The following is a 23,978-nucleotide window of genomic DNA, read 5'->3' on the forward strand; positions in this document are numbered from 1 at the left end:
GCGCGTGGCTTAGCCAGGCTTGCCTTCGCCTTCCAGCGTCACGCGATGGCTCTTGTCTTCCTTGGGACGCTCAGGCGGCATCTGCTCGCCGGTGACGATGTAATAGATCGTCTCGGCGATGTTGGTGGCGTGGTCGCCGATGCGCTCGATGTTCTTGGCCACGAACAGCAGGTGCGTGCACGGCGTGATGTTGCGCGGATCTTCCATCATGTAGGTCAAAAGCTCGCGGAACAGCGAGGTGTACATGGCGTCGATCTGCTCGTCGCGATCGCGCACGAAGCCGATGCGCTCGACCGAGCGCGAGGCATAGACGTCGAGCACTTCCTTGAGCTGGGTCAGCGCCAGTTCCGCCAGCGCCTCAAGGCCACGGAACAGACTGTTCGGCTGCCGGCCCTCGGCCACCGCCGACACGCGCTTGGCAATGTTCTTGCCGAGGTCGCCGACACGTTCGAGGTCGGCGGAGATGCGGATCGCGCCGATGATCTCGCGCAGGTCAGTCGCCATCGGCTGGCGCCGGGCGATGATCAGGATCGCCTTGTCGTCGATCTCGCGCTGGGCCTCGTCGAGCACGATGTCGTCCTGGATCACCCTGTGGCCAAGTGCCGGATCGGCATTGACCAGGGCGGCAATCGCCTGGTCGACCATGCGCTCGGCCTGGCCGCCCATCGCGGCGATCTTCCTCGCCAGGAATTTCAGCTCGTCGTCATAGGCACTGACAATATGTTGTGACTGCATGGCCGCATTTTCTTTCGTCGCTTCCCGTCCGGGAATCGTGATCCTGAATCTAGCGCTTTACGCTAGCCGCATGACGGAAAAAAGAAACCGAAGAAGGATTTAGCCGCCGGATTGACAAATCCTGACCTGTTGGGGCCGCCTATTTACCATTTGCCGGCTTTCCGTGCCGATCAATGGCTGCGGTGAGCAATCCGGTAGCTGTAGAAGCCACCTATGGCGATCGGCACCAGGAACGCTGCGAGCAGCGCCGCGATCAGCCATGTCGGGTGCGACACCAGTATGGCGCAGGCCACCAGCACGATACCACCAGCAACGAACAGCATGCCAGTCAGCCGCTGCGTCGCGCGCCAGAGGACGGGATCGTTCATGATCCAAGGCAGGCGCACGCCGGCGATGGCATTGGGCTGGGTCTTGGGCATGACGTTGCCCAGCAGTATGAGCATGACGCCGAAGGACAGCGTGATGACACGCACCATCTGGTCGGGATAGCCAAGGCAGATCAGCACGATCGAGCTCTGGATCGCCAGCATCAGCCCCGTCATGACCGGTATGACCGTGGCAAAGGCATGCCTGCTTGCGGCTACATGGTCCTCGCCCACGCGCATGCCGATGAAGGCAAGCAGTGCCGACAGCACAACAACCGCCGCCGGCGCCAGCAGCAGGGCCAAGTTGCGCGGCCAAAATGCGTCGGGCTCGCCGCTTGGTCCCCAATGGATCGGCAACAGCATATCGGCCGGCACCAGCAGGTAACCGGCAAGCGTAACGGTGACGAGGGCCGCCGCAAGCGTGAGGTTGATGCGCGAAAACAACGCCTGATTCATGTCTCGGGGTCCTTCAGGCTGAGAAGCCCGGCCAGGGCCTCTTCGAGGATCGATGTGTTGAGGTGGTAGATCAGGCTCGTGCCGCGCCGTTCGACAGCGACCAGCTCGGCGTCCCTGAGCTTGTTGAAATGCACCGACAGCGTCGGCTTGGTCAGGTCGAAATGACCCGCCAGTTCGCCCGCACTCAGCGGCCCGTCCTTGAGCAGCGCCAGAATTCTGCGCCGGACCGGATGTGAAAGAGCTTCGAAGACCGCGTTGATGCCCATCTGGCCGCCGCTGATTGTGTCTGCGGCTTTATTTAGATGTTTCTCTAATTAGAGTCAACGCGAATTATATTGGCATATGACGGCGACCGCGGCCAGCGGTCGATTCGCACTGCATCCGGCGCGCTTCTTGGCGTTCAGGCGACGGGGAAATGCACTGTGAAGGCAGCGCCTTCGCCCAGCTTCGAGCGGATCGACAGCCTTGCGCCGTGCCGCGTCAAGATATGCTTGACGATCGACAGGCCAAGGCCGGTGCCCTTCTGGGCGCGGCTGGTCTCGACGTCGACGCGGTAGAACCGTTCGGTGACGCGCGGGATATGCTCTTCCGGTATGCCCGGACCGAAATCGCGGACGGTGACCTCGAGCTCGGCTTCGCTGCCTTGCCCCGCCCGCTGCAGCTTCACCTGCACACGCCCGCCCGACTGGCCGTACTTGCAGGCGTTTTCGAGCAGGTTCTGGAAAACCTGGAACAGCTCGTCGCGGTCGCCATGAACCTCGAATGGCCCGTCGGCGAAATCGCGCTCGATGACCACGCCGGTTTCACCAGCCAGCGGCCCGAGCGAGGCAATGACCGCTTCCACGGTCTGGCGCAGGTCGACGCGGACGCCGGGCTTGAGATAGGGCTTCATCTCCAGCCGTGACAGCGACAGGAGATCGTCGATCAGGCGGGCCATGCGACCGGTCTGGTTCTGCATGATCTGCAGGAACTGGTCGCGTGCATTGGGATCGTTGCGGGCCGGACCACGCAGGGTCTCGACAAAACCGGCGATCGAGGCGAGCGGCGTGCGCAGCTCATGGCTGGCATTGGCGATGAAGTCGGCACGCATGCGGTCGATGCGGCGCGCCTCGCTCTGGTCCTTGAACGCCAGCACGAAAAGTCCGGTGCCGCGCCCGACCGCCGAGGCGGTGACGCGATAGACACGCTCGAACGGGACACGCTCGACATAATCGGTCGCCTGCCCGTTACCGCCGCCGGCAAGCACGGCCTCGATCAGCGCCTGCATCTCGGGAGCACGGAACTTCAGCAATAGCGGCAATTCGGGCCTGATCGCGCCGAAGGCGGTTTCGGCGGCGGCGTTGGCATGCACCACCGTGCCGTCGCGATCGAAGATGATGAGCGGATCGGCAACCGCTGCCGCCAGCTTTTCGCCCGACAGCCTGTCGAGCGGCGAGCGGTCGATCGCGCTGGCCTCGGCCAGCCGCCGGGCAGCCGGCGTGCGCGGCGCAACAAGCGCGAACAACACCAGTGCAGCGATTGTGGCGACCGTGAAGGGCATGGAGACGCCGCCGAAGAAGCGAACAGCAAGAACAGCGAGGATCGCCGCAGCCAGCATCCAGCGGTTCTGGTACAGCCGGCCGACCCCGATCCGCGCCGTGCGCCTGGCCTTCGTCTGCGTGGTGGTCTCTGCCATACGAACGTTTCCGATGCGCCTGCAAGAAGCCTCTGGACCGCTCCCAAGCCACCCAATAGCATGACTTGCCGAGCTGGAAAGGTGCCGAGGTCATGAAAAAAGACAAGGAAAGCAAGAAGGACAACGCCGCCAGCGCGGCGGTTAAGGTCGATGCGCCACCGGTCGCCGGCCCGGTCGAGATCAGGATCGGCAATGACGAGCGCAGCTTCGACATCAACGACCCCATCCTGCCGGACTGGGTCGACAAGAAGGCGCTGACGTCGGGCCGCTATCCCTATGACGACAAGCTGCCGCAGAAGGAATACGAAAAGGCGCTCGAACAGCTGCAGATCGAACTGGTCAAGCTGCAGGCCTGGTTGCAGGCCGCGGGCAAGCGCGTGCTTGTCTTGTTCGAGGGCCGCGACGCCGCCGGCAAGGGCGGTACCATCGCTGCGGTGCGCGAATACATGAACCCCCGCACGGCGCGCAATGTGGCACTGACCAAGCCGACCGAAACCGAGCGCGGCCAATGGTATTTCCAGCGCTATGTCGCGCAGTTCCCGACATCGGGCGAGTTCGTCACCTTCGACCGCTCCTGGTACAACCGCGCCGGCGTCGAACCGGTCATGGGCTTCTGCACGCCAGAGCAGCACCGCCAATTCCTCGACGAAACGCCGAATTTCGAAAAGATGGTCGTCAACGAAGGCATCCACTTCTTCAAGTTCTGGCTCGATATCAGCCAGGAGATGCAGCTCAAGCGCTTCCACGACCGTCGCCACAGCCTGCTCAAAAGCTGGAAGTTCTCGCCGATGGACATCGCCGGCATCAGCAAGTGGGACGACTATACCAAGGCGCTGAACCTGATGGTCGAAAAGACCCACACCCAGCACGCACCATGGATCGTCGTCCAGGCCAACGACAAGCGCCGCAGCCGCATCGCCGTCATCCGCCATATCCTGCGGGCGCTGCCTTATGAAGGACGCGATCTCGACGCGGTCGGCAGGCCCGATGGCAAGATCATCGCCGAGGGCATGAAGTTCCTGAACGACTGACAACGTCAGGCAAAGGGCGACGCCGAGACCGTAGCTCCGCCTGGAACGTGGCGCCGTGGACGGCCGCGCACGACCCGATGCCGAGGCGCAGGGAATCGGAAACCCTGAGCCGATCGAGCACCGGCTGCAATTCCGGCAGGGGCTACCAGCGCGGTATCATAGGCGTCGATGCCGTTGTCATTTGCTTCGACAAACGCTGAGGCTTCGATGGTCGCGTGATGCGGGGCGGGCGCAGAAAAAATGGGGCGGATGGTCGCGTGACTGGAGTCAACCGCAACCATCACGCACCCACGGCCTGCGAGCCGTAAATTTGGATACTACGACAGTAATCGAACCAAGCCACGCCAGCTGTTTCAGACAGCCCGCACGCGTAAGTGCGTCCTCCCCAAGGCGACCGGTCCAGTTCCATTGCAACACCCCCATGCTGCAATGCCCCGAGCGCGATTATGCATACTAGCCTCTTTGAGGCCATGCCCCGAATGGGTGAGACGCCGACTAATTAATATAAATTGTTGTTTCTGCTGTGGGGCTTGCGTCCCTTGTCGTGCGTTGCTGCACAATCGCTTTGCCTGCGCGCAATGACGACGCTAAAGCTTTTGCCAGAGATCATCGCGACGCGTCCTGACCGGGTGCGCAGCAACCGAAGGGCCCGGAGCAGCCATGAACCCCGCACCACTGATGCTTGCGATCGTCATGTCGCTTGCAGCACTGCTCGGCCCGGCCCAATCGGCTGAACCGCAGGTGCCGGTGCTGTGGGATAGCAAGGAACGGCTGCCGAAGCCGGACCTTTCGACGCTGCCGCGGCTGCGCTTCCTGACCACGACCGACTTCCCGCCGTTCAACTTCATCGACAAGGCCGGACGTCTGTCGGGCTTCCATGTCGACCTCGCCCGCGCCATCTGCGCCGAACTCGGCATCGCCGAGAAGTGCCAGATCCAGGCCCTGCCCTGGGACGAACTCGGCGGCGCGCTGAACGCGGGCGACGGCGAAGCGCTCATCGCCGGCGTGCCGGCAACGGCCGAAACGCGCGAAAAATATGCTTTCTCGCGGCCCTATCTCCAGTTCCCGGCCCGCTTCATCATGAAGAAGGCGCAAGCTGTCACCGAACCGCTCGTCGACAAGCTGCGCGACAAGCGTGTCGGCGTGCTGGCGGGCTCGGCGCATGAGCGGGTGTTGCGCGACTATTTCGGCGATCTGAAGGTCGTCACCTACGCCAAGCCCGACTGGCTCAACGCCGATCTCAAGGACGGCAAGCTCGATGCCGTCTTCGGCGACGGCATGCGCCTGTCGTTCTGGCTGAGCGGCACCGACGCCGCGGGCTGCTGCCGCTTCGCCGGTGGCCCCTACCTTGCGCCCGAATATCTTGGCACCGGCCTTGCGATCGCGACCAAGCCGGACAATGCGACCCTTGCTGCGGCCTTCGACTATGCGCTGCATGAAATCTCGGCCAAGGGCACCTTCGCCGAGCTCTATCTCCGCTACTTCCCGGTCAGCTTCTTCTAGGCGGCGCCCGTCCTGATCAGGTCAGGGTGCGGTGGCGGGCCTTGGTGGCGCGCTCGATCGCAGCGATCGTCAGTGCGTCGACGCTCAGGTGATGGCGCAGGCGCTGCAGGATACGCACCTCCTCCATCCGCATTTCCAGGTCGACCGAAGCCACCTCGAAGGCCGCCGCATAGGCGGTGTCGTGCAGCCGCTCGGGAATTGCCTTGCGCGCCAGTTCGAGCGCACCTTCCAGCCCCGGCTCTTCATGCAGTAGTTCCTGACAGTCCTGGGCCACTGCGATCAGCCTTTTGTCGTCGAAGTCCATGAAAACAGGCCATGACTTGACCACCTCGCCGATCCGCGCCAGCTCGACATCGGTCATGTCGCGGTCGGAAGCTGATGTGATGACCATCAGATAGATCAGCGCCTCGTGGGCGGTCGGCAAGGGCATGGAGTTCTCCAAAGCGTTGAATGCCGTCCGAACTTAGGAACGCGACCCCTTCACTGCAACGAAAAATGGCCGGAATCGTTGACGCCTGCGGCCTGCGCGCATAGAGCATGCCCTCTTCGGCGGAAACTCCGCCCAACGAAAAGGGCTCTCGACATGACGAGATCAAACATCATCGATCTCAACCCCGAACTCCTCACGGCAGCGGCTGAAAGCAAAGCCTGGCCATTCGAGGAGGCCAAAAAGATTGTCGAGCGCTATAAAGGCAAGGAATTCCCCGAGACTGTCCTGTTCGAGACCGGCTACGGCCCGTCGGGCCTGCCGCATATCGGCACCTTCGGCGAAGTGGCGCGCACCACCATGGTGCGCCATGCCTTCCGCGTGCTGACCGAAGACAAGGTCAAGACGAAGCTGCTTTGCTTCTCCGACGACATGGACGGGATGCGCAAGATTCCGGACAACGTGCCGGACCGCGCGTTCCTCGAACCGCACCTGCACAAGCCACTGACGGCAGTGCCCAATCCTTTTGGCGGCGACTACGCCAGCTTCGGCGACCACAACAACGCGATGCTGTGCCGCTTCCTCGACACCTTCGGTTTCGAGTACGAATTCGCCAGCGCGACCGAGTATTACAAGGCAGGCAAGTTCGACGCGATGCTGCTGCGCGCCGCCGAGCGCTTCGACCAGATCATGGCGGTGATGCTGCCGACGCTGGGCGAGGAGCGCCAGGCGACCTACAGCCCGTTCCTGCCGATCTCGCCGAAAAGTGGCCGCGTGCTCTATGTGCCGATGAAGCATGTCGACGCCAAGGCCGGTACCATCACCTTCGACGACGAGGGCACCGAAACCACGCTCCCAGTCACCGGCGGCAAGGTCAAGTTGCAGTGGAAGCCGGATTTCGGCATGCGCTGGGCAGCGCTCGGCGTCGATTTCGAAATGTTCGGCAAGGACCACCAGACCAACGCGGTGATTTACGACCGTATCTGCAACCTGCTTGGCGGCCATGCGCCGGAGCATTTCGTCTACGAACTGTTCCTCGACGAGAACGGCCAGAAGATTTCGAAGTCGAAGGGCAACGGCCTCACCATCGACGAGTGGTTGACCTATGCGCCGACCGAGAGCCTCGGGCTCTACATGTACCAGCGCCCGCGCCAGGCCAAGAAGCTCTATTTCGACGTCATTCCGCGCGCCGTCGACGAGTACTACACCTTCCTCTCCGCCTATGGCAGGCAAGAATGGAAGGAGCGGCTGGGCAATCCAGTCTGGCACATGCATGACGGCAACCCGCCTGTCGTCGACATGCCGGTGCCGTTCTCGATGCTGCTCAACCTGGTCAGCGCCTCCAACGCGCATGACAAGGCCGTGCTGTGGGGCTTCATCTCGCGCCATGCGCCTGGCATAACGCCCGAGACGCATCCGGAGCTCGACAAGCTGACCGGCTATGCCGTCCGCTACTTCGACGACTTCGTGAAGCCGACCAAGACGTTTCGCGCCGCCGACGATGTCGAGCGCGAAGCGCTGGCGACACTCGAAAAGACGCTCGGCGCACTGCCGGCAGGTGCCGACGGCGAAGCGATCCAGAATGCCTCGCTCAACGTCGCCCGCCAGATCGAACGTTACCAGGATCATACCAAGAAGAGCCCGGAAGGCGGCCCCGGTGTCTCCGGCGCCTTCTTCCAGATGATCTACCAGGTGCTGATCGGCCAGGAACGCGGACCGCGCTTCGGCTCGTTCGCCGCCCTCTACGGCATCGCCGAAACCCGTGCGCTGATCACCAAGGCGCTGGAAGGCAAGCTGGCCGCGTAAATGCCAGACGCCGGCTCGACAGCGGCTTTCAGCTTCGAGCCCGCCAAAGCTTCTGATTTCGAGCGTCTGTTCGACATCAGGCTGCTTGCGATGCGCGACAGCCTTGAGCGCATCGGCCGGTTCGATCCAGAGCGGGCGCGCAGGCGCTTCGGCGACGGCTTCAGGCCCGAGCATACACGGCTGATCTTGGGCGGCGGGCAACTGATCGGCTGCGTCGCCTTTGGCCCGCATGACGGTGCCATTTTACTCGAGCATTTCTATCTCGTGCCGAAGGCACAGGGCCACGGCATCGGCGCTGCTGTGCTGCGGCAGTTGCTTGATGAAGCTGACGCCGCAGGGCTGGCTGTCCGGCTTGACGTGCTGCGTGGCAGTGACGCCAAGCGCCTTTACGACCGCCACGGCTTTGTCGAAACGCGTAGCGATGAGCTCGACATCTACATGGAACGGCAGCCGTCCGACGTGTGAGCGCCTACTGGACCAACGTCTCGGCCGGCTCAGACGGCGGCGCTTCGACTTCGGGCAGGCTCGTACCGCTCGGTGTCAGCGTCATTTCGATGCGCGTCGGTGCTGGCCCGTAGATGCCCTTCTTGTCAGCCTCGGCCTTCTGGCCCGCCTCGGCATAAGGACCACCGATGTCGGCCTTGGCCCAGCCATTGGCAACCAGCCATTCGCCGACGTCCTGCTTGCCGATGCGGCAGCGGGCAACGATCAGGCCGCGTTCGGAGTCAGGCGGCACGTCGCAGACCACGGCGCGCGAGCGCAGGAAGCCGCGAAACGCCGTCCGCGCGCGGGTACCGCAGTTCCACTCCTTGCCTTCGTAGGTGCAGCTTTCGCTCGCATCCACCGCGGTCACGCCCGATAGCGCCACGCTGAAACCCTTGGCCTTGATCAACCCGGCCGCCGATGCCACCGGCTGGAACAGCATCGTGCCGTCCCAGTCGTCGGGCATCTTGGGCTTGGGCGGCAGAGCCAGGCTGAGTTCGCTCAGCGGCGGGCGCGGCGCCGCGCGCACGAGGTCGCCCTGTTCGAGCGGCGGCGGCGCGATATCCTCGGGCGCGACCGGGCGCGAAGCCGGCTCGGCATCCGGCGTCTCGGGCGCGACCGCCGATGTGCTGCCTTCTTCCGGCGGCAGCATTTCAGGGATGTCGCTTTCGTCGATGACGTCGATCTCGGGCGCTTCGATCGCCGCGAGCCTCTGCCCGCCGATGGTGACGAGCGAGGCCGCGATGCCGAACCCGGCGGCGGCGACAGCTATGGCGGCCGGGCGCACCTTACTGGCTCGCCCACACGATGCGCGCCACCCATTCGACCTCGTGGGTCTGGAAACGCCTGATCGGATGCTCGGGGTTGAGCGACACCAGTTCGATGACGCCCTGCGTCTGGCGCTCCAGCACTTTGGCCATCACCTCGCCCGAGATCGTTTTGACCACCACGCGGTCGCCCTTGCGCACGACGGCACCCGGCTCGACGATCAGAACGTCGCCATTGCGGTAGAGCGGCAGCATCGAGTCGCCCTGCACCTCAAGCGCATAGGAACTCTCGGTCGCCCGTGCCGGAAGCTCGATCAGGTCCCAGCCCTGCCCGGCGGGAAAGCCGGCATCGTCGAAGAACCCGCCCGCTCCAGCCTGCGCGAAACCGAGCAACGGCACACCGGCCGCCCGTTCCCGCGCCCTGGCCCTGTTGACTGTTCTCGCGGGCTCGACAAACCCCAGGAACTCCTCGAGCGAGGAGTTGGTGGCTTCGATGATCTTGGCGAGCGACTCGGTCGAAGGCCAGCGCGGCCGTCCGTCGACGGACTGGCGCTTGGATTTGTTGAACGCGGTCGAGTCGAGCCCGGCCTTCTTGGCGAGGCCCGATGCCGAAAGCGAATAGCGCTCGGCGAGAGCGTCGATCGCGGCCCAGACACGTTCATGCGAGAGCATGGCGCTCCCTTTCGGACAGGAAAAAATACCTTTCGGCATTTAACCACGCCTTTCCGGAATGTCCAGTGCGCAGCGACCTCGCCCGCCTCACCTGAAGGGCGTCAGGTGGGGGCGCGGCCCGCCTCATTCGCCCGATTTGGCGAGCGTCCGCAGTCCCTTGTGCGAGGCGATGAAGATGCGCTCTTCCTCGCTCACATCGCGTGGCGCAGCCCCTTGGTAGCCTAGTTCGCGCACCAGCTCGTCGATCTGCACGAAACGGCGGTTGGACCGGTCGTAGACGCCAGCACTGGTCATGATCAGTGCCGCGGTCTCGCCATTGTCGAGCACGAAGCGATGCTTGCCGATGACCTCGGAGCCGTTCCAGGTCTCGATCGAAGACACTACCTCGAAGCTCTTCCACAGCCTGATCTCGCGCACGAACACCGTCTGCAGCCCACCCAGCATCGGCGCCCAGCCGCGCTTGCGGGCAAGCTCGATCAGGCCCGAACGCATGAAGATGTCGATGCGGCCGACATCGGCCAGCATCATGTAGCGCGCATTGTTGAGATGCATGTTGAAGTCGATGTCGGTCGGCAGGCAGCGGAACGACAGCCGGCCCTCATCGCCAAAACGGTAAGGGCCGCGACGAGCTTTCGTCGCGGCCATGCGTGCCAGTCTTGCCCAGACGTACATCGTGCCTCAGGCCGCCTTCTTTTCCTCAGCCTTCGCGTAGGGGTCGAAGCGCTGGTAGAAGGTCTCGCCCTTCTCGGCCATGTCTATGAGAAGTTTGGGCGCCTTGAACTCGGCGCCGTACTTCTTCTGCAGCTCCTTGGCGATCTTGACGAACTTCTTGGCGCCGATGCCGTCGATGTAAGACAGCGCGCCACCCGTGTAGGGCGCGAAGCCGAAGGCCAGGATCGAGCCGACGTCCGCTTCGCGCGGGTCGGTGACGATGCCCTCTTCCATCACCCGCACCGCTTCAAGTGCGATGACGGAAAGCAGGCGCTGCTTGAGCTCCTCGACATCGACCTTTTCCGGAGCAAGCTGCGGATAGAGGTCCTTGAGGCCCGGCCACAGCTTCTTCTTCGCGGGCTTCGCCGGATAGTCGTAGAAGCCCTTGATGTTCTTGCGGCCGAGGCGGCCGTGGGTGTCGACCATGGTGTTGATCAACGCCATCTGGCGCGGATCAACGGCCTTTTCGCCGAGATCCCTGATCGTCTGCTTCATGATCTTCTGGGCGAGATCGACAGCCGTCTCGTCGGTCAGCGCCAGCGGTCCCACCGGCATGCCGGCAGCCTTGGCGGCGTTTTCGATCATCGCAGCCGGCACGCCTTCGATCAGCATCTTGAAGGCTTCCGACATGTAGCGCAGCACGCAGCGGTTGACGTAGAAGCCGCGTGTGTCGTTGACGACGATCGGCGTCTTCTTGATCGCACGGACGAAGTCCATCGCCACCGCCAGCGCCTTGTCACCGGTCTTCTTGCCCATGATGATCTCGACCAGCATCATCTTGTCGACAGGCGAGAAGAAGTGGATGCCGATGAAGTTCTTCGGGCGGGCCGAGTTCTTGGCGAGCGAGGTGATCGGGATGGTCGAGGTGTTCGAGGCGAACACCGCCGACGACTTGATCACGGCTTCCGCCTTCTCGGTGGTGACCTTTTTGACTTCCGAATCCTCGAACACCGCCTCGACCACCAGGTCGCATCCGGCGAGGTCGGCATAGTCGGCGCTCGGCGTGATCAGCGACAACAGTTTTTCGCGATCCTCGGCCTTGGCGCGGCCCTTCTTGACCTGTTCCGAGATCAGGCTGTCGGAATGCGCCTTGCCCTTGTCGGCCGATTCCTGATCGCGGTCGACCAGCACAACCGGGATGCCGGCCTTGGCCGTGACATAGGCGATACCAGCGCCCATGAAGCCGGCACCGATGATGCCGATCTTCTTGAACTTGGTATCAGCGATGCCGTCGGGACGGCGCGCGCCCTTGTTCAGCTCCTGCAGCGACACGAACAGCGAGCGGATCATCGCCGCTGCTTCCTTGGTCTGCATGATCTCGGTGAAGTAGCGCTGCTCGATGCGCAGGCCGGTGTCGAACGGCACCAGCAGGCCCTCATAGACCGACTTCAGGATCGCGGTCGCGGCCGGGTAATTGCCATAGGTCTCGCGGCGCAGGATGGCGATTGCCGGCGGCCACAGATTGGCGCCCGCCGCCGAATAGACCGGGCCGCCGGGCAGCTTGAAGCCCTTCTCGTCCCAGGGCTGGACCGGCTTCAGGCCGTTCTTGATCATCGCCTTGGCGGTTTCGATCAGCTTCTTGGGCTCGGCGATCTCGTGGATCAGGCCCATGCTCTTGGCCTTTTGCGGCGAAAGTGTCTGACCCGACGTCAGCATCTGCAGCGCCTGCTGCGTGTCGGTCAGCCTGGGCACGCGCTGGGTGCCGCCGGCGCCCGGGAAGATGCCGACCTTGACTTCCGGCAAGGCCATCTTGACCTTGTCTGAGTCCGCCGCGACACGGCCGTGGCAAGCCAGCGACAACTCAAATGCGCCGCCCATGCAGGTGCCGTTGATCGCCGAGACCCACGGCTTGCCGGAAGTCTCGAGCTTGCGCCACAGGCCGCCCATGCGACCGGCATTGTCGAACAAAAGCTTGGCCGCCTTTTCCGGGTCCTTGGCCTTTTCCTTGGCGAAGATCTTGAGCATCTTCTGCAGCATGGTCAGGTCGGCGCCACCGGAGAATGTCTCCTTGCCCGAGGTGATGACAGCGCCCTTGATGCCGGCATCCGCCACCACCTGGTCGATGATCTTGTCGAGCTCGTTCATCACCTCTTCGGTGAAGACGTTCATCGAACGGTCGGGCATGTTCCAGGTGACGAGCGCGACGCCATCGGCATCGGTTTCGACCGTGAAGTTGGTATAGGTCATGTCTGTCTCCTTCCGGCCGAAATCAAACGCGTTCGATGATCGTTGCGGTGCCCATGCCGGCGCCGATGCACAGCGTCACGAGCGCGGTGTTCAGGTCGCGGCGCTCGAGCTCGTCGAGCACGGTGCCGAGGATCATCGCACCGGTGGCGCCCAGCGGGTGGCCCATGGCAATCGCGCCGCCATTGACGTTGATCTTGTCGTGGGGAATCTCGAAGGCCTGCATGTAGCGCAGCACCACCGAGGCGAAAGCCTCGTTGAGCTCGAACAGGTCGATGTCGGAGATCTTCATCTTGGCGCGCTTGAGCAGCTTCTCGGTGACGTCGACCGGACCGGTCAGCATCATCGCCGGCTCGGAGCCGATGTTGGAAAAGGCGCGGATGCGGGCGCGCGGCTTGAGGCCGAGCGTCTTGCCGGCCTTCTTGGAGCCGAGCAGGACGGCTGCCGCACCATCGACGATGCCCGACGAGTTGCCGGCATGGTGCACGTGGTTGATCTCTTCAAGTTCGGGATAGCGCTGCACGGCGATCGCGTCGAAGCCGCCCATCTCGCCGGGCATGACGAAGGACGGGTTGAGCTGGCCGAGCGACTGCATGTCGGTGGTCGGGCGCATGTGCTCGTCATGGTCAAGGATGGTCAGGCCGTTCTGATCCTTGACCGGCACGACCGACTTCTTGAAGTAACCCTTCTCCCACGCCTTGGCGGCGCGCTTCTGGCTCTCGACCGCATAGCCGTCGACGTCGTCACGCGAGAAGCCGTATTTGGTGGCGATCAGGTCGGCGGAAACGCCCTGCGGCATGAACCAGGCCGGCATGCCGACCGAAGGATCCATGAACCAGGCGCCGCCCGACATGCCCATGCCGACGCGCGACATCGACTCGACGCCACCGGCGATGACGATCTCGTCGGCGCCCTGGGCGATCTTGGCCGCGCCGAAATTGATGGCATCGAGGCCCGACGCGCAGAAGCGCGAAATCTGCATGCCCGGCGCCTTGTTGTCGTAGCCGGCCTCGAAGGCTGCCGAGCGCGGGATCACCGAACCGGCTTCGCCGACCGGGTCGACGCAACCGAAGATGATGTCGTCGACCTCAGCGGTGTCGAGCCCGTTGCGGTCGCGCAGCGCTTCCAACACCTTGGCGCCAAGGCGCACCGCCGGCACTTCGTGCAGCGATCCGTCCTTCTTGCCCTTGCCGCGCGGCGTGCGCACGGCGTCATAGACAAAAGCGTCAGCCATTTTCTTGCTCCTTGGTTTCCGGACCGGCTTCTCAGAGCGAGCGCGCGATCAGCAACTTCATGATCTCGTTGGTGCCGCCATAGATGCGCTGTACGCGAGCGTCGCGATACATGCGGGCGATCGGGTATTCGTTCATATAACCATAGCCGCCGAACAATTGCAGGCATTCGTCGACGATCTTGCACTGCAGGTCCGACAGCCAATACTTGGCCATCGAAGCAGTTACCGGATCGAGCCCGCCAGAAATGTGACGGGCGACGCAGTCATTGTAGAAGACGCGCCCGATCGTCGCCTCGGTCTTGAGCTCGGCCAGCTTGAACTGGGTGTTCTGGAAGTCGAGGATCGCCTTGCCGAAGGCCTTGCGGTCCTTGACGTAATCGATGGTCTCGGCGAGCGCGCGCTCGATCATGGCGATCGCGCCGGTGCCGATCTGCAGCCGCTCCTGCGGCAGCTGCTGCATCAATTGGACGAAGCCCTGCCCCTCCTCCTGCCCGAGCAGGTTGGAGGTCGGCACGCGCACGTCGTTGAAGAACAGCTCGGAAGTGTCGTTGGCCTTCAATCCGATCTTGTCGAGGTTGCGGCCGCGCTCGAAGCCATCGACCTCATCCGTCTCGACAACGATCAGCGACGTACCCTTGGCGCCCTTCGACGGGTCCGTCTTGGTCACCAAAATGATCAGGTTGGCGTGCTGGCCGTTGGTGATGAAGGTCTTCGAACCGTTGATACGGTAGTGGTTGCCATCCTTTTCGGCGCGCGTCTTGACGCCTTGCAGGTCGGAGCCAGCTCCCGGCTCGGTCATGGCAATGGCGCCGATCAGCTCGCCGGTCGCCATCTTGGGCAACCACTTCTTCTTCTGCTCTTCGGAGCCGTAATGAAGGATGTAGGGCGCTACGATCGAATTGTGCAGGGCGATGCCGAAGCCGTCGACGCCGACATGGCCGATCGCTTCGATGATCGCACTCTCATGGGCAAAGGTGCCGCCCGAACCGCCATATTCCTCCGGCATCGACGCACAGAGCAGGCCGGCTGCGCCGGCCTTTTCCCAGCTCGCGCGGTCGACCATCTCGTTCTTCTCGTACGCGTCGTAATGCGGCAGGATTTCTTCCGACATGAAGCGATGCGCCATGTCGTAGAGCATCGCCACGTCGTCCGCCGCCCAGGCGGGCTTGGGCAGCCCCAAGATATCAGATGGATTGGTCGCCACGTGCTCCTCCGCGTTTCGACGCCGCAAAATATGGGACGGCCGCGAACGGCCGTCCGGCTATTCGATCAGAACGCCTCCGCCGAGAGCGCCATCATCGTCGCCGAACCGGTCGAGAGCCGCGCCAGATGCGCCGAGGTCTCGGGCATGACGCGCTCCATGAAGTAGCGGCCGGTCACCAGCTTGGTCTCGTAGAAATCGGCCGAGCCGTTGGCGCCTGTCGCCAGCTTGTCCTGCGCCGTCTTGACCATCCGACCCCACATGTAGCCGAGCGCCACGAGGCCGAAGAGATGCATGTAGTCGGTCGAGGCGGCACCGGCATTGTCCGGATTGGCCATGCCGTTCTGCACCAGCCACATGGTCGCGGCCTGCAGGTCGTTGAGCCCCTTCTTCAGCCCCTTGGTGTAAGGCGCCATCTGCTCGTCGCCGCGATTGGCCTCGCAGAACTCGCCGACTTCCTTGAAGAAGGCCTGCACGGCGCGGCCGCCATTGAGGCCGAGCTTGCGGCCGACGAGGTCGAGCGCCTGCACGCCATTGGCGCCTTCATAGATCATGGCGATGCGGGCATCGCGCACGAACTGGCTCATGCCATGCTCTTCGATGTAGCCGTGGCCGCCGAACACCTGCTGCGCCATCACGGCGTGCTCGAAGCCCTTGTCGGTCAGCACGCCCTTCACCACCGGCGTCATCAGGCCCATGTGGTCGTCGGCGGCCTGGCGCTCGCCGCCGTCCTCGGAGCGATGGGCGACGTCGGAGTTGATCGCGGTCCACAGCACCAGAGCGCGACCGGCCTCGTTGAAGGCCTTCATGGTCATCAGCTTGCGGCGGATGTCGGGGTGGACGATGATCGGGTCGGCCTTCTTGTCAGGCGCCTTCGGGCCGGTCAGCGAACGGCCCTGGATACGATCCTTGGCGTAGGCGACGGCGTTCTGGTAGGCGACCTCGGAGACCGCCAGGCCCTGCAGGCCAACGCCGAGGCGGGCCTCGTTCATCATCGTGAACATCGCCTTCAGGCCGCCATTGGCCTCGCCGAGCAGGAAGCCGTTCGCCTCGTCATAGTTCATGACGCAGGTCGAGTTGCCGTGGATGCCCATCTTCTCTTCGATCGAGCCGCACGACACAGCATTGCGGGCGCCGGGATTGCCTGAAGCATCGAGATTGAACTTCGGCACGATGAACAGCGAGATGCCCTTCACGCCCTCCGGCGCTCCCTCGATGCGGGCCAGCACCAGATGGATGATGTTATCAGACATGTCGTGCTCGCCGGCCGAGATGAAGATCTTCTGTCCGGAAATCTTGTAGGAGCCGTCGCCGTTCGGTACGGCCTTGGAGCGCAGCAGGCCGAGGTCGGTGCCGCAATGCGGCTCGGTCAGGTTCATGGTGCCGGTCCAGGCGCCCTCGACCATCTTGGGCAGCCAGGTGGCCTTCTGCTCGTCCGAGCCATGCACGAGGATCGCAGCCATCGCACCCTGGGTCAGGCCGGGATACATCATCAGCGCCATGTTGGCCGCCGACATGTATTCGCCGACCGCCGAGTGAACGGTGTAAGGCAGGCCCTGGCCGCCATGCTCGACCGGCACGGCGAGACCCATCCAGCCGCCTTCGCGATACTGGTCGAAGGCTTCCTTGAAACCCTTGGGCGTGGTGACGGAGCCGTCGTCGTTGCGGACGCAGCCTTCCATGTCGCCGACGCGGTTGAGCGGATGCATGACGTTTTCGGAGAGCTTGGCGCCCTCGGCGAGGATCGCCTCCAGTACGTCGGGGCTGGCGTCGGAGAAGCCGGCGAGGTTGCTGTAGCGCTCGTAGCCGAGCACGTCGTTGAGCACGAAAAGGGTGTCTTGGACCGGCGCGCGGAATATCGGCATTGCTCTTCCTCCAGCAAATGTGAGCCGGTTCCGGCCAGACGGTATGCGACGGGGAACCGCTTGTCGAACCGCGATTAGCAAAAATTGACGTTTGCGTAAACGTCAATTTTCGTAGCGACCAATTTTTAGATGAAATTGTTGCGTAATGGGCCGCCGACAAGCGCGAAAGGGGCCCGCTTTGCCCCCAAACGCAAAACGACCCGGCGCAGTCTCCCGCGCCGGGTCGTTTCAGAAAAGCGAAAACGCCTGGTTAGCTGGCAGCGCTTGCCTGCACGGCGGTGCGCTCGGCAAGCAGCTGGCGGACGACATTCATGTGGTTGTTCAGTTCGCCGATCGCCTCGTCGAGCAGCTGGCGCTGCTTCTGCAGACGGCCGAGCTGCTTGTCCGACTTGTCGAGCGTCAGGCGCAGTTGCTTGGCGTTGGTGCCGGTCGGATCGTAGAGGTCGATCATCTGCTTGACGTCGCGCAGCGAGAAACCGACCTTCCTGCCGAGCAGGATCAGCTTCAGCCGGGCGCGGTCGCGACGGGTGTAAAGGCGCGTCGCACCCTCACGCTTGGGGTTGAGCAACCCCTTGTCTTCGTAGAAACGCAGCGTCCGCAAGGTGACGCCATACTTCTTTGCCATTTCGCCGATGCGGACATAGTCCTCGCCGGAGAGATTGTTTTCATTGGCCGCGACATCGGCGACCGATACAAGCTTCATCATCTACTCTGCTATCCCCAATTGCGAGCAAAGGCGGCGGGGCCGGCCAGGTGCTCTGATGGAAGCCGCAGGGGGCGGGGCTTCCGATCGTGGTTTCTATGTAAATGCTTCCAAAGACGGCGATCTGTACACGTCTTACGTTTACGTAAATGCTATAACGATACCGCCTACCCTACGCAAGGGAAATCTGGCCGATTTCACCGCCAAGACGGTTACACAACGTCGCACTTTCTTAAGTTTGGTTAAGAGCTTGTTTACCACGTTGAGGGAAATGTACGCGTGTCGGTTCCCCCGTGGTCATCATGTATCGAATTGTTCACGGTTTCGGAGGGCGGCGAAAAGCCCCGGAAGCCTAGATCCGTGGCCTGACGCAGTCTCCGTTCCCGGCGCGGATTTGAGACTTCTGGTTCCGACACCAGCACTCTGGCCAACGGGCGTTTCGATGAACAGCAAGCGGTCCTATCTCGACACCCTCAACGAAGGCAGGCAGCGCCGCCCGCATGCGTCGCTCGACCAGCTCAACCGTTCCCTGGAGAATCTCGAAGCGCGGCTCGAACGCGCCCGCGAGGAAAGTGCCGAGGCCTATCGCGCGCCGCCGCGCCAGGCCCCCCCGGCCGGCTACACGCCGCGCGGCGAATATGGCCGCACCGCCCCCTATGAGCGCCCCTACCAGACGATTGCCCGCGACATCGACCGCGCCCGCGGCCAGGAGGACGGCGTTGCCGCCGTCGGCAAGATCGCCGGCGAGCTCCGCGCGCTGCGCGAAGAGATGCGCCACCAGATGAGCACCGGGCTGCAGCGCGAGTTCGACCTGCTGCGCAAGGACATCGACCGCGCCAGCCAGGCAGGTGCCGCCGGCGGCCAGGCCGTCGAGCTCGGGCTCGAGCTGGAGCGGCTGTCGGGCGCCATCCACTCGCTTGCCGAACGCAGCGACGACAAGAGCGTCAACACGCTGCGCCTCGAACTCGAACAGGTCCGCCGCTCGCTCGGCGATCTGGCGCGCGAAGAGACCGTGCTGTCGGTCGATCGCCGCTGGGACGATTTCGACCGCCGCTGGGTCGAGTTTGCCGACCGCATGTCAGCCGATGTCCGCCAGCGCCCCGAAGACCCGGCTCTTGCCGCCCTTGCAGGTCGCCTTGAACAGATCAACGACGCCGTCAACAGCCTGCCCGAATCGCTGTCGCTGCGCTCGATCGAAGACAAGGTCCGCACCCTTGCCGGTGCGGTCGACCAGTTCGTGCGCCAGCGCGACAGCCATGGCGACGAGATGTTCAGCCTCATCGACGAGCGCCTCGACGAAATCTCGCGCGCCATCGTCGCCTCGACGGTCGCAGCGCAGACGCCGCATTTCAATCCCGAGCCGTTCGAGCGGATCGAAGTGCGCATCGCAGCCCTCGCCCACCAGATCGAAGAGATCACCTCGGAGCAGCCGACCGCCGAAATCATCGACCGGCTCAATGTGCTTTCCGAGCGCGTCGACGACATCGCCATGCGCAGCGACATCCCCGAGCAGACCGTCGAGCGCCTGACGCGCCAGATCTCGCTGATCGCCGAAAAGATTGAACGCACGCCACAAACACCTGATGCCGGCCTTATCTTCCAGGGCATCGAGCAGCGCTTCGACGCGCTGGCCGACGTGTTCGAGCGCCGCCAGGGCGACGCATTCGAACATGGCAACGTGCTGTTCCGCGATCTCGAGCGCCGTCTCGAGGATCTCGGCGACCGTCTCGACCGCCAGGCCGCCCAGCCCGCCGACCAGTCTGGCATCATGGAGGCCATCGACGCCCGCTTCACGGCTTTCGCCCAGCGGCTTGAGACCAACCGCCAGCCGGATCCGGCCACCGAGCTGGCGATGCGTGGCCTCGAAGCCCGCCTCGAAGACATCTCCGGCCGCCTGGAAATGTCGGCAGCACAGGTGTCGAGCATCGACCCCGAGCTGATCCGCGGCCTTGAGGCCCAGGTCAGCGAACTGACCAACCACCTGGCACGCCCCGGCTCGCCGCTGCCCGAGCTCGAAGACATCCGCCCGCGCCTCGACGAGATCGAACGTTCGATATCAGGCAACCATCACGCACTTGTCGAAGCGGCCCGCCAGGCCGCCGAAAATGCCGTGCGCACCTTCTCCGGCTCGACCACCGAGACGGCCGCCGTCACCGGCCTTGCCCAGGACCTGAAGGCGCTGGAAACGCTGACCCGCCGCTCCGACGAACGCAACGGCAAGACCTTCGAAGCGATCCACGACACGCTGCTGAAGATCGTCGACCGGCTTGGCTCGATTGAGACCAACGAAGCACCGGCACCTGTCGAGGCTCCGCCCGCTTCGGTGGCCGAACTGCTGTCGACGACCATGCTGTCGCCGGCACCGAAGCTGTCGCTCAGTGAAACGCCGGCGCTTGACTCGGAAGCACCGGCACCGCTGCCCGAGGCCACCCATACCTTCGGCCGCCGCGCCAGCGACCGCCCGGGTGACGATGACCGCGCTGCACGCAGCCCGGCCCAGGCCGCCGCCGAAGCCGCCGCGGCAGTCGCTGCGCTTGACGGTGTCCGCACCGAAAAGAAAGAGCAGAAGCCGGCCAAGACCTCGATGTTCAGTGGGCTCGCCCGCGCCTTCAGCAAGAAGGACAAGCAGCAGCCCGTCGCCACGGAAACGGCCGAGCCTGTCGTCGAGACGCCGGCGCCGGGTGTCATGCTCGATGCGCCGCTAGATCCCAAGATCGCCAACCGTCCACTGGAGCCCGGCTCCGGCGCGCCCGACCTCAACGCCATCATGCGCCGCGTCCGCGATGAACGTGGCGAGACGGTGCGTGCAAACGAGCCCGACGCGTCGAAATCCGACTTCATCGCCGCTGCCCGGCGCGCCGCCCAGGCCGCCGCCGCCGAGGCCGATGCCGCCAAGCGCAGTTCCGACCTCAAGGGCCCGGTGCGCGCGCTGCGCATCGGCGACCTCATCAAGAAGCGCCGCAAGTCGGTGCTGATGGCCGTCGGCGCCGTGATGCTGGCGCTTGCCGGCATGCAGCTCGGCAAGGCCTTCCTCAGCGATCCGATCCAGACGGCAAGCGTCATCGTGGCGCCTGCCGTGTCGCAGTCGGTCAAGGCAGCCGCGACAGCGCCGGCAAAGCCAGCCGAACTCGCCGCGCTTCCGGTTCGCAATGTCGACAAAACAGACGTCGCCAGTGTCCCGCTCGCCGAACCCGAGCAGATGGCAGACACCTCGACGGACTCGGTGCCCGTAGCTGCGGCACTCGACAACACCAGCACCCAGTCGATCCCGGCCCTGCCGGTCACCAGCGAGACCATCAAGCCCTCCGTCACCCCGGCCGCCTTCATGCCCGAAGCGGTCGGCCCGGAAGCGCTGCGCCAGGCCGCCAATGCCGGCGACGCCAAGGCCCTCTATGAGATGGGTTCGCGTTATGCCGAAGCCCGCGGCGCCAATGCCGACATGAAGGCCGCGTCCCAGTGGTACGAAAAGGCCGCTGAGCTCGGCTTCGCGCCGGCCCAGTACCGCATCGGCAACATGTACGAGAAGGGCACCGGCGTCGAACGCAATGCCGTCAAGGCCAAGACCTGGTACCAGCTCGCCGCAGCCCAGGGCAACGCCAATGCGATGCACAACCTGGCGGTGCTGCTCGCCATGGGTGCGGACGGCACCGTCGACAACGACTCGGCCAACCGCTGGTTCACCTCCGCCGCCGAACTCGGCATCAAGGACAGCCAGTTCAATCTCGGCATCCTTGCCGCCAAGGGCGTCGGCATGAAGCAGAACCTCGAAGAGTCCTACAAATGGTTCGCCATCGTCGCCAGGGAGGGTGACAAGGATGCCGCCGCCAAGCGCGATGAGATTGCCAAGGCGCTCAAGCCCGACCAGCTCAAGCGTGCCGAGGAGACGACCGCACTGTGGCAGCCCAAGCCACTCGACCCGTCCGCCAATTCGGTCGATGTGCCTGCGGCCTGGGCGGATGCGCCCGCCGCCAACATCGACATGAAGCGGGCAGTGCAGAACATCCAGGCGATCCTCAACAAGAACGGCTACGAGGCCGGCAAGCCCGACGGCATGATGGGCCAGAAGACCAAGGACGCGATCATGGCGTTCCAGAAGGACAACGCGCTGGCGCCCACCGGCAATGTCGACGAGCCGCTGGTCGAGGCGCTCTTGGCGCGCAAATAGTTCACCATGACCGGCATTCAGTGGCCCGCCTTTACCGGCGGGTTAACTGATTGAGTTATTTTTCGTTTTGTGCGCGGTGAAGTTTGACTTCGCCGTAATGTCGGCGCAAGTACCCGGTAGCCAACAAGCTCCCAGGGATGGGCGTCGGCAACAGTTCATTTTGCAGAGTCTGACGGGTGGGCATCTATCTCCCGATTGCGGAAATGTCGGTCAATGTGTTCGTGCTGCTGGCGATGGGCGCGGCGGTCGGTTTCCTGTCGGGCATGTTCGGGGTCGGCGGCGGCTTTTTGATCACGCCGCTTTTGATCTTCTACAACATCCCCCCGGCGATCGCGGTCGCCACCGGCGCCAACCAGGTCATCGCCTCGTCATTCTCCGGTGCGCTCGCCCATCTCAAGCGCGGCACACTCGACTTCAAGCTCGGCACCGTGCTGCTGATCGGCGGTATCGCCGGTTCCGCCGCCGGCGGCTTTGTCTTTGCGCTGTTGCGCGCGCTCGGCCAGCTCGACCTGTTCATCTCGCTGCTCTATGTCGTGTTTTTGGGCACCGTCGGCGGACTGATGCTGATCGAAAGCGTCAATGCGCTGCGCCTGACCAAGGGTGGGGTGCCGCCGGCTTTGAAGAAGTCGGGCCAGCACAACTGGATCCACCGCCTGCCCTTCAAGATGCGCTTTCGCACCTCGAAGCTGTTCGTCTCGGTCATCCCGGTGCTCGGCATCGGCGCCGGCATCGGCTTCTTGTCGGCCATCATGGGCGTCGGCGGCGGCTTCATCATGGTGCCGGCACTGATCTATCTGCTCAAGGTGCCGACCAACGTCGTCGTTGGCACCTCGCTGTTCCAGATCGTCGTCGTTTCGGCCTTCACCACCTTGGTGCACTCCTCGACCAACCAGACGGTCGACATCATCCTGGCGCTGGTGCTGATGGTCGGTGGTGTTGCCGGTGCGCAATATGGCGCCAAGGCCGGCCAGAAGCTGCGCGGCGAACAGCTGCGCGCGCTCTTGGCACTGCTGGTGCTTGCCGTTGCCTTGCGCCTTGGCTTCGACCTGTTCGTCAAGCCGCAGAACCTCTATTCGCTGACCGGCGTGAGCGGGCTGTTGTGATGCGGGCGGCGACATGTCTCGCAGCCCTGTTGCTGGCGACCGCATTTCCGGCGCGCGCGCAGGAGCCGGCGCATCCTGAAAGCATCCAGATCGGGCTGTCCACCGACCGCGTCGCCATCACAGCCGATTTCGCCGGTGCCGACCTCACCATCTTCGGCGCGCTTGAAAACGCCGATCCGCTGATCAACCGCCAGGGCCGCTACGACGTCTATGTCGTGCTCGAGGGCCCGGCCCGGCCGGTGGTGGTACGGCGCAAGAGCCGCGTGCTCGGCATGTGGATCAACACCCAGTCCGAAACCTTCGTCAACGTGCCGATGTCGTATTCGGTGGCAACCACCCGCCAGCCGCAGGACATCACCGATCCCAACAACTACCGCCAGCTGTCACTCGGCGCCAACAACATCTACATGGAGCCCGAAGACAAACGCGACAGCCCGCTGACCATCCAGGAGTTCACCGACGCGTTGCGTGACCGCAAGCAGGCGACCGGGCTTTACTCCGACAACATCGGCGGCGTGCAGTTCCTGTCGCAGAGCCTGTTTCGCGCCACCTTGCACCTTGCTCCCAACGTGCCAGTCGGCACCCACAAGGCGCGCGCCTTCCTGTTTCGCAACGGCATCTTCATCAAGGAAACCTCGGCCCAGCTTGCCATCGTCAAATCAGGCTTCGAGCAGACCATCTACCGCTTCGCCACCGACCACGGCTTCGGATACGGCCTCTTCGCCATTGGCCTCGCCATGCTCACAGGTTGGCTCGGAAGGATCGTGTTCAGGAAGGACTAAGGCGGCGGGGCGACGTGCTCAGCCGCGTTTGGTGCCTCTGCGGCATGCTCCTGTTCTGGAGTCGTCACTTCGTCCAACTGCCGGGACATGTCCCGCCAAGAAGTATAATG

20 protein-coding genes are annotated in these 23,978 nt (G+C 63.8%); 7 read left to right on the forward strand and 13 right to left on the reverse strand.

Annotated features, from left to right (window positions below; all coding sequences use genetic code 11):
• Positions 1-9 precede the first annotated feature (9 nt).
• The 4 genes from phoU to IHE39_RS14570 form a co-directional block, all read right to left on the reverse strand.
• A complete protein-coding gene (gene phoU, locus IHE39_RS14555; protein ID WP_184771883.1) occupies positions 10-735 on the reverse strand; it encodes a phosphate signaling complex protein PhoU in 726 nt (241 codons plus the stop codon).
• A 170-nt stretch (positions 736-905) separates the two neighbouring features.
• On the reverse strand, positions 906-1,556 hold the full coding sequence (locus IHE39_RS14560) for an SdpI family protein (RefSeq protein WP_192566976.1): 651 nt from the start codon (positions 1,554-1,556) through the stop codon (positions 906-908).
• The gene (locus IHE39_RS14565; protein WP_210327577.1) at positions 1,553-1,822 is read right to left on the reverse strand and encodes a metalloregulator ArsR/SmtB family transcription factor; all 270 of its coding nucleotides are present in this window, start codon (positions 1,820-1,822) and stop codon (positions 1,553-1,555) included. Before IHE39_RS14565 ends, IHE39_RS14560 begins: the two co-directional genes overlap by 4 nt.
• Positions 1,823-1,956: 134 nt before the next feature.
• Positions 1,957-3,231, reverse strand: a complete 1,275-nt coding sequence (locus tag IHE39_RS14570; protein ID WP_192566977.1) for an ATP-binding protein — start codon at positions 3,229-3,231, stop codon at positions 1,957-1,959.
• A 92-nt stretch (positions 3,232-3,323) separates the two neighbouring features.
• Between IHE39_RS14570 and ppk2 the strand changes: the two genes are divergently transcribed.
• Together ppk2 and IHE39_RS14580 are read left to right on the forward strand one after the other, a co-directional pair.
• Positions 3,324-4,262, forward strand: coding sequence for a polyphosphate kinase 2 (gene ppk2 / locus IHE39_RS14575; protein ID WP_192566978.1), 939 nt, complete (start codon positions 3,324-3,326; stop codon positions 4,260-4,262).
• Between the two features lie 678 nt (positions 4,263-4,940).
• Entirely contained in the window at positions 4,941-5,765 is an 825-nt protein-coding gene (locus IHE39_RS14580; RefSeq protein ID WP_184772071.1) for an ABC transporter substrate-binding protein, read from the forward strand.
• A 16-nt stretch (positions 5,766-5,781) separates the two neighbouring features.
• Here IHE39_RS14580 and IHE39_RS14585 read toward each other — a convergent pair whose 3' ends face one another.
• Positions 5,782-6,195 (reverse strand): tellurite resistance TerB family protein, encoded by a 414-nt coding sequence (locus IHE39_RS14585; RefSeq protein ID WP_184771891.1) that lies wholly within the window; start codon positions 6,193-6,195, stop codon positions 5,782-5,784.
• A gap of 153 nt (positions 6,196-6,348) precedes the next feature.
• On the opposite strand from IHE39_RS14585, the gene IHE39_RS14590 reads away from it, so the two are divergent.
• The gene (locus IHE39_RS14590; protein ID WP_192566979.1) at positions 6,349-7,998 is read left to right on the forward strand and encodes a lysine--tRNA ligase; all 1,650 of its coding nucleotides are present in this window, start codon (positions 6,349-6,351) and stop codon (positions 7,996-7,998) included.
• Complete coding sequence (locus IHE39_RS14595; protein WP_192566980.1) at positions 7,999-8,463, forward strand: GNAT family N-acetyltransferase; 465 nt, start codon at positions 7,999-8,001, stop codon at positions 8,461-8,463.
• 4 nt (positions 8,464-8,467) lie between these two features.
• Here IHE39_RS14595 and IHE39_RS14600 read toward each other — a convergent pair whose 3' ends face one another.
• The 8 genes from IHE39_RS14600 to IHE39_RS14635 form a co-directional block, all read right to left on the reverse strand.
• Positions 8,468-9,268 carry a thermonuclease family protein gene (locus tag IHE39_RS14600; RefSeq protein ID WP_192566981.1) on the reverse strand — a complete coding sequence of 267 codons (801 nt, stop codon included), beginning with the start codon at positions 9,266-9,268 and terminating at the stop codon, positions 8,468-8,470.
• Position 9,269: 1 nt separating this feature from the next.
• Positions 9,270-9,920, reverse strand: a complete 651-nt coding sequence (locus tag IHE39_RS14605) for a S24 family peptidase (RefSeq protein ID WP_192566982.1) — start codon at positions 9,918-9,920, stop codon at positions 9,270-9,272.
• A 123-nt stretch (positions 9,921-10,043) separates the two neighbouring features.
• Complete coding sequence (locus IHE39_RS14610) at positions 10,044-10,592, reverse strand: thioesterase family protein (protein ID WP_184771900.1); 549 nt, start codon at positions 10,590-10,592, stop codon at positions 10,044-10,046.
• Positions 10,593-10,598: 6 nt separating this feature from the next.
• Entirely contained in the window at positions 10,599-12,818 is a 2,220-nt protein-coding gene (locus tag IHE39_RS14615) for a 3-hydroxyacyl-CoA dehydrogenase NAD-binding domain-containing protein (protein ID WP_192566983.1), read from the reverse strand.
• Between the two features lie 22 nt (positions 12,819-12,840).
• The gene (locus IHE39_RS14620; RefSeq protein ID WP_184771904.1) at positions 12,841-14,049 is read right to left on the reverse strand and encodes an acetyl-CoA C-acetyltransferase; all 1,209 of its coding nucleotides are present in this window, start codon (positions 14,047-14,049) and stop codon (positions 12,841-12,843) included.
• A 31-nt stretch (positions 14,050-14,080) separates the two neighbouring features.
• Positions 14,081-15,253 carry an acyl-CoA dehydrogenase family protein gene (locus IHE39_RS14625; RefSeq protein ID WP_192566984.1) on the reverse strand — a complete coding sequence of 391 codons (1,173 nt, stop codon included), beginning with the start codon at positions 15,251-15,253 and terminating at the stop codon, positions 14,081-14,083.
• Between the two features lie 65 nt (positions 15,254-15,318).
• The gene (locus tag IHE39_RS14630) at positions 15,319-17,115 is read right to left on the reverse strand and encodes an acyl-CoA dehydrogenase (RefSeq protein WP_192566985.1); all 1,797 of its coding nucleotides are present in this window, start codon (positions 17,113-17,115) and stop codon (positions 15,319-15,321) included.
• A gap of 250 nt (positions 17,116-17,365) precedes the next feature.
• Positions 17,366-17,818: a MerR family transcriptional regulator gene (locus IHE39_RS14635; RefSeq protein WP_184772072.1), complete on the reverse strand. Its 453-nt coding sequence runs from the start codon at positions 17,816-17,818 to the stop codon at positions 17,366-17,368.
• Positions 17,819-18,260: 442 nt separating this feature from the next.
• Between IHE39_RS14635 and IHE39_RS14640 the strand changes: the two genes are divergently transcribed.
• The 3 genes from IHE39_RS14640 (at position 18,261) to IHE39_RS14650 (ending at position 23,868) form a co-directional block, all read left to right on the forward strand.
• The gene (locus IHE39_RS14640; protein WP_192566986.1) at positions 18,261-21,983 is read left to right on the forward strand and encodes an SEL1-like repeat protein; all 3,723 of its coding nucleotides are present in this window, start codon (positions 18,261-18,263) and stop codon (positions 21,981-21,983) included.
• Positions 21,984-22,159: 176 nt separating this feature from the next.
• Complete coding sequence (locus IHE39_RS14645) at positions 22,160-23,086, forward strand: sulfite exporter TauE/SafE family protein (RefSeq protein WP_184771912.1); 927 nt, start codon at positions 22,160-22,162, stop codon at positions 23,084-23,086.
• Positions 23,086-23,868, forward strand: coding sequence for a TIGR02186 family protein (locus tag IHE39_RS14650; RefSeq protein WP_192566987.1), 783 nt, complete (start codon positions 23,086-23,088; stop codon positions 23,866-23,868). The genes IHE39_RS14645 and IHE39_RS14650 overlap by 1 nt, the downstream gene beginning before the upstream one ends.
• Positions 23,869-23,978 lie beyond the last annotated feature (110 nt).

Origin of the sequence: Aminobacter carboxidus (assembly GCF_014863355.1) — a bacterium.
Lineage (GTDB): Bacteria > Pseudomonadota > Alphaproteobacteria > Rhizobiales > Rhizobiaceae > Aminobacter > Aminobacter carboxidus.

What these genes read in the sequence shown, in the direction of transcription:
- IHE39_RS14620 (WP_184771904.1), bottom strand. Translation starts at nt 14,049, where the DNA reads ATGGCTGACGCTTTTGTCTATGACGCCGTGCGCACGCCGCGCGGCAAG.
- IHE39_RS14565 (WP_210327577.1), bottom strand. Translation starts at nt 1,822, where the DNA reads ATGGGCATCAACGCGGTCTTCGAAGCTCTTTCACATCCGGTCCGGCGC.
- phoU (WP_184771883.1), bottom strand. Translation starts at nt 735, where the DNA reads ATGCAGTCACAACATATTGTCAGTGCCTATGACGACGAGCTGAAATTC.
- IHE39_RS14590 (WP_192566979.1), top strand. Translation starts at nt 6,349, where the DNA reads ATGACGAGATCAAACATCATCGATCTCAACCCCGAACTCCTCACGGCA.
- IHE39_RS14650 (WP_192566987.1), top strand. Translation starts at nt 23,086, where the DNA reads ATGCGGGCGGCGACATGTCTCGCAGCCCTGTTGCTGGCGACCGCATTT.
- IHE39_RS14585 (WP_184771891.1), bottom strand. Translation starts at nt 6,195, where the DNA reads ATGCCCTTGCCGACCGCCCACGAGGCGCTGATCTATCTGATGGTCATC.
- IHE39_RS14560 (WP_192566976.1), bottom strand. Translation starts at nt 1,556, where the DNA reads ATGAATCAGGCGTTGTTTTCGCGCATCAACCTCACGCTTGCGGCGGCC.
- IHE39_RS14605 (WP_192566982.1), bottom strand. Translation starts at nt 9,920, where the DNA reads ATGCTCTCGCATGAACGTGTCTGGGCCGCGATCGACGCTCTCGCCGAG.
- IHE39_RS14640 (WP_192566986.1), top strand. Translation starts at nt 18,261, where the DNA reads ATGAACAGCAAGCGGTCCTATCTCGACACCCTCAACGAAGGCAGGCAG.
- IHE39_RS14595 (WP_192566980.1), top strand. Translation starts at nt 7,999, where the DNA reads ATGCCAGACGCCGGCTCGACAGCGGCTTTCAGCTTCGAGCCCGCCAAA.
- IHE39_RS14580 (WP_184772071.1), top strand. Translation starts at nt 4,941, where the DNA reads ATGCTTGCGATCGTCATGTCGCTTGCAGCACTGCTCGGCCCGGCCCAA.
- IHE39_RS14630 (WP_192566985.1), bottom strand. Translation starts at nt 17,115, where the DNA reads ATGCCGATATTCCGCGCGCCGGTCCAAGACACCCTTTTCGTGCTCAAC.
- IHE39_RS14635 (WP_184772072.1), bottom strand. Translation starts at nt 17,818, where the DNA reads ATGAAGCTTGTATCGGTCGCCGATGTCGCGGCCAATGAAAACAATCTC.
- ppk2 (WP_192566978.1), top strand. Translation starts at nt 3,324, where the DNA reads ATGAAAAAAGACAAGGAAAGCAAGAAGGACAACGCCGCCAGCGCGGCG.
- IHE39_RS14610 (WP_184771900.1), bottom strand. Translation starts at nt 10,592, where the DNA reads ATGTACGTCTGGGCAAGACTGGCACGCATGGCCGCGACGAAAGCTCGT.
- IHE39_RS14615 (WP_192566983.1), bottom strand. Translation starts at nt 12,818, where the DNA reads ATGACCTATACCAACTTCACGGTCGAAACCGATGCCGATGGCGTCGCG.
- IHE39_RS14570 (WP_192566977.1), bottom strand. Translation starts at nt 3,231, where the DNA reads ATGGCAGAGACCACCACGCAGACGAAGGCCAGGCGCACGGCGCGGATC.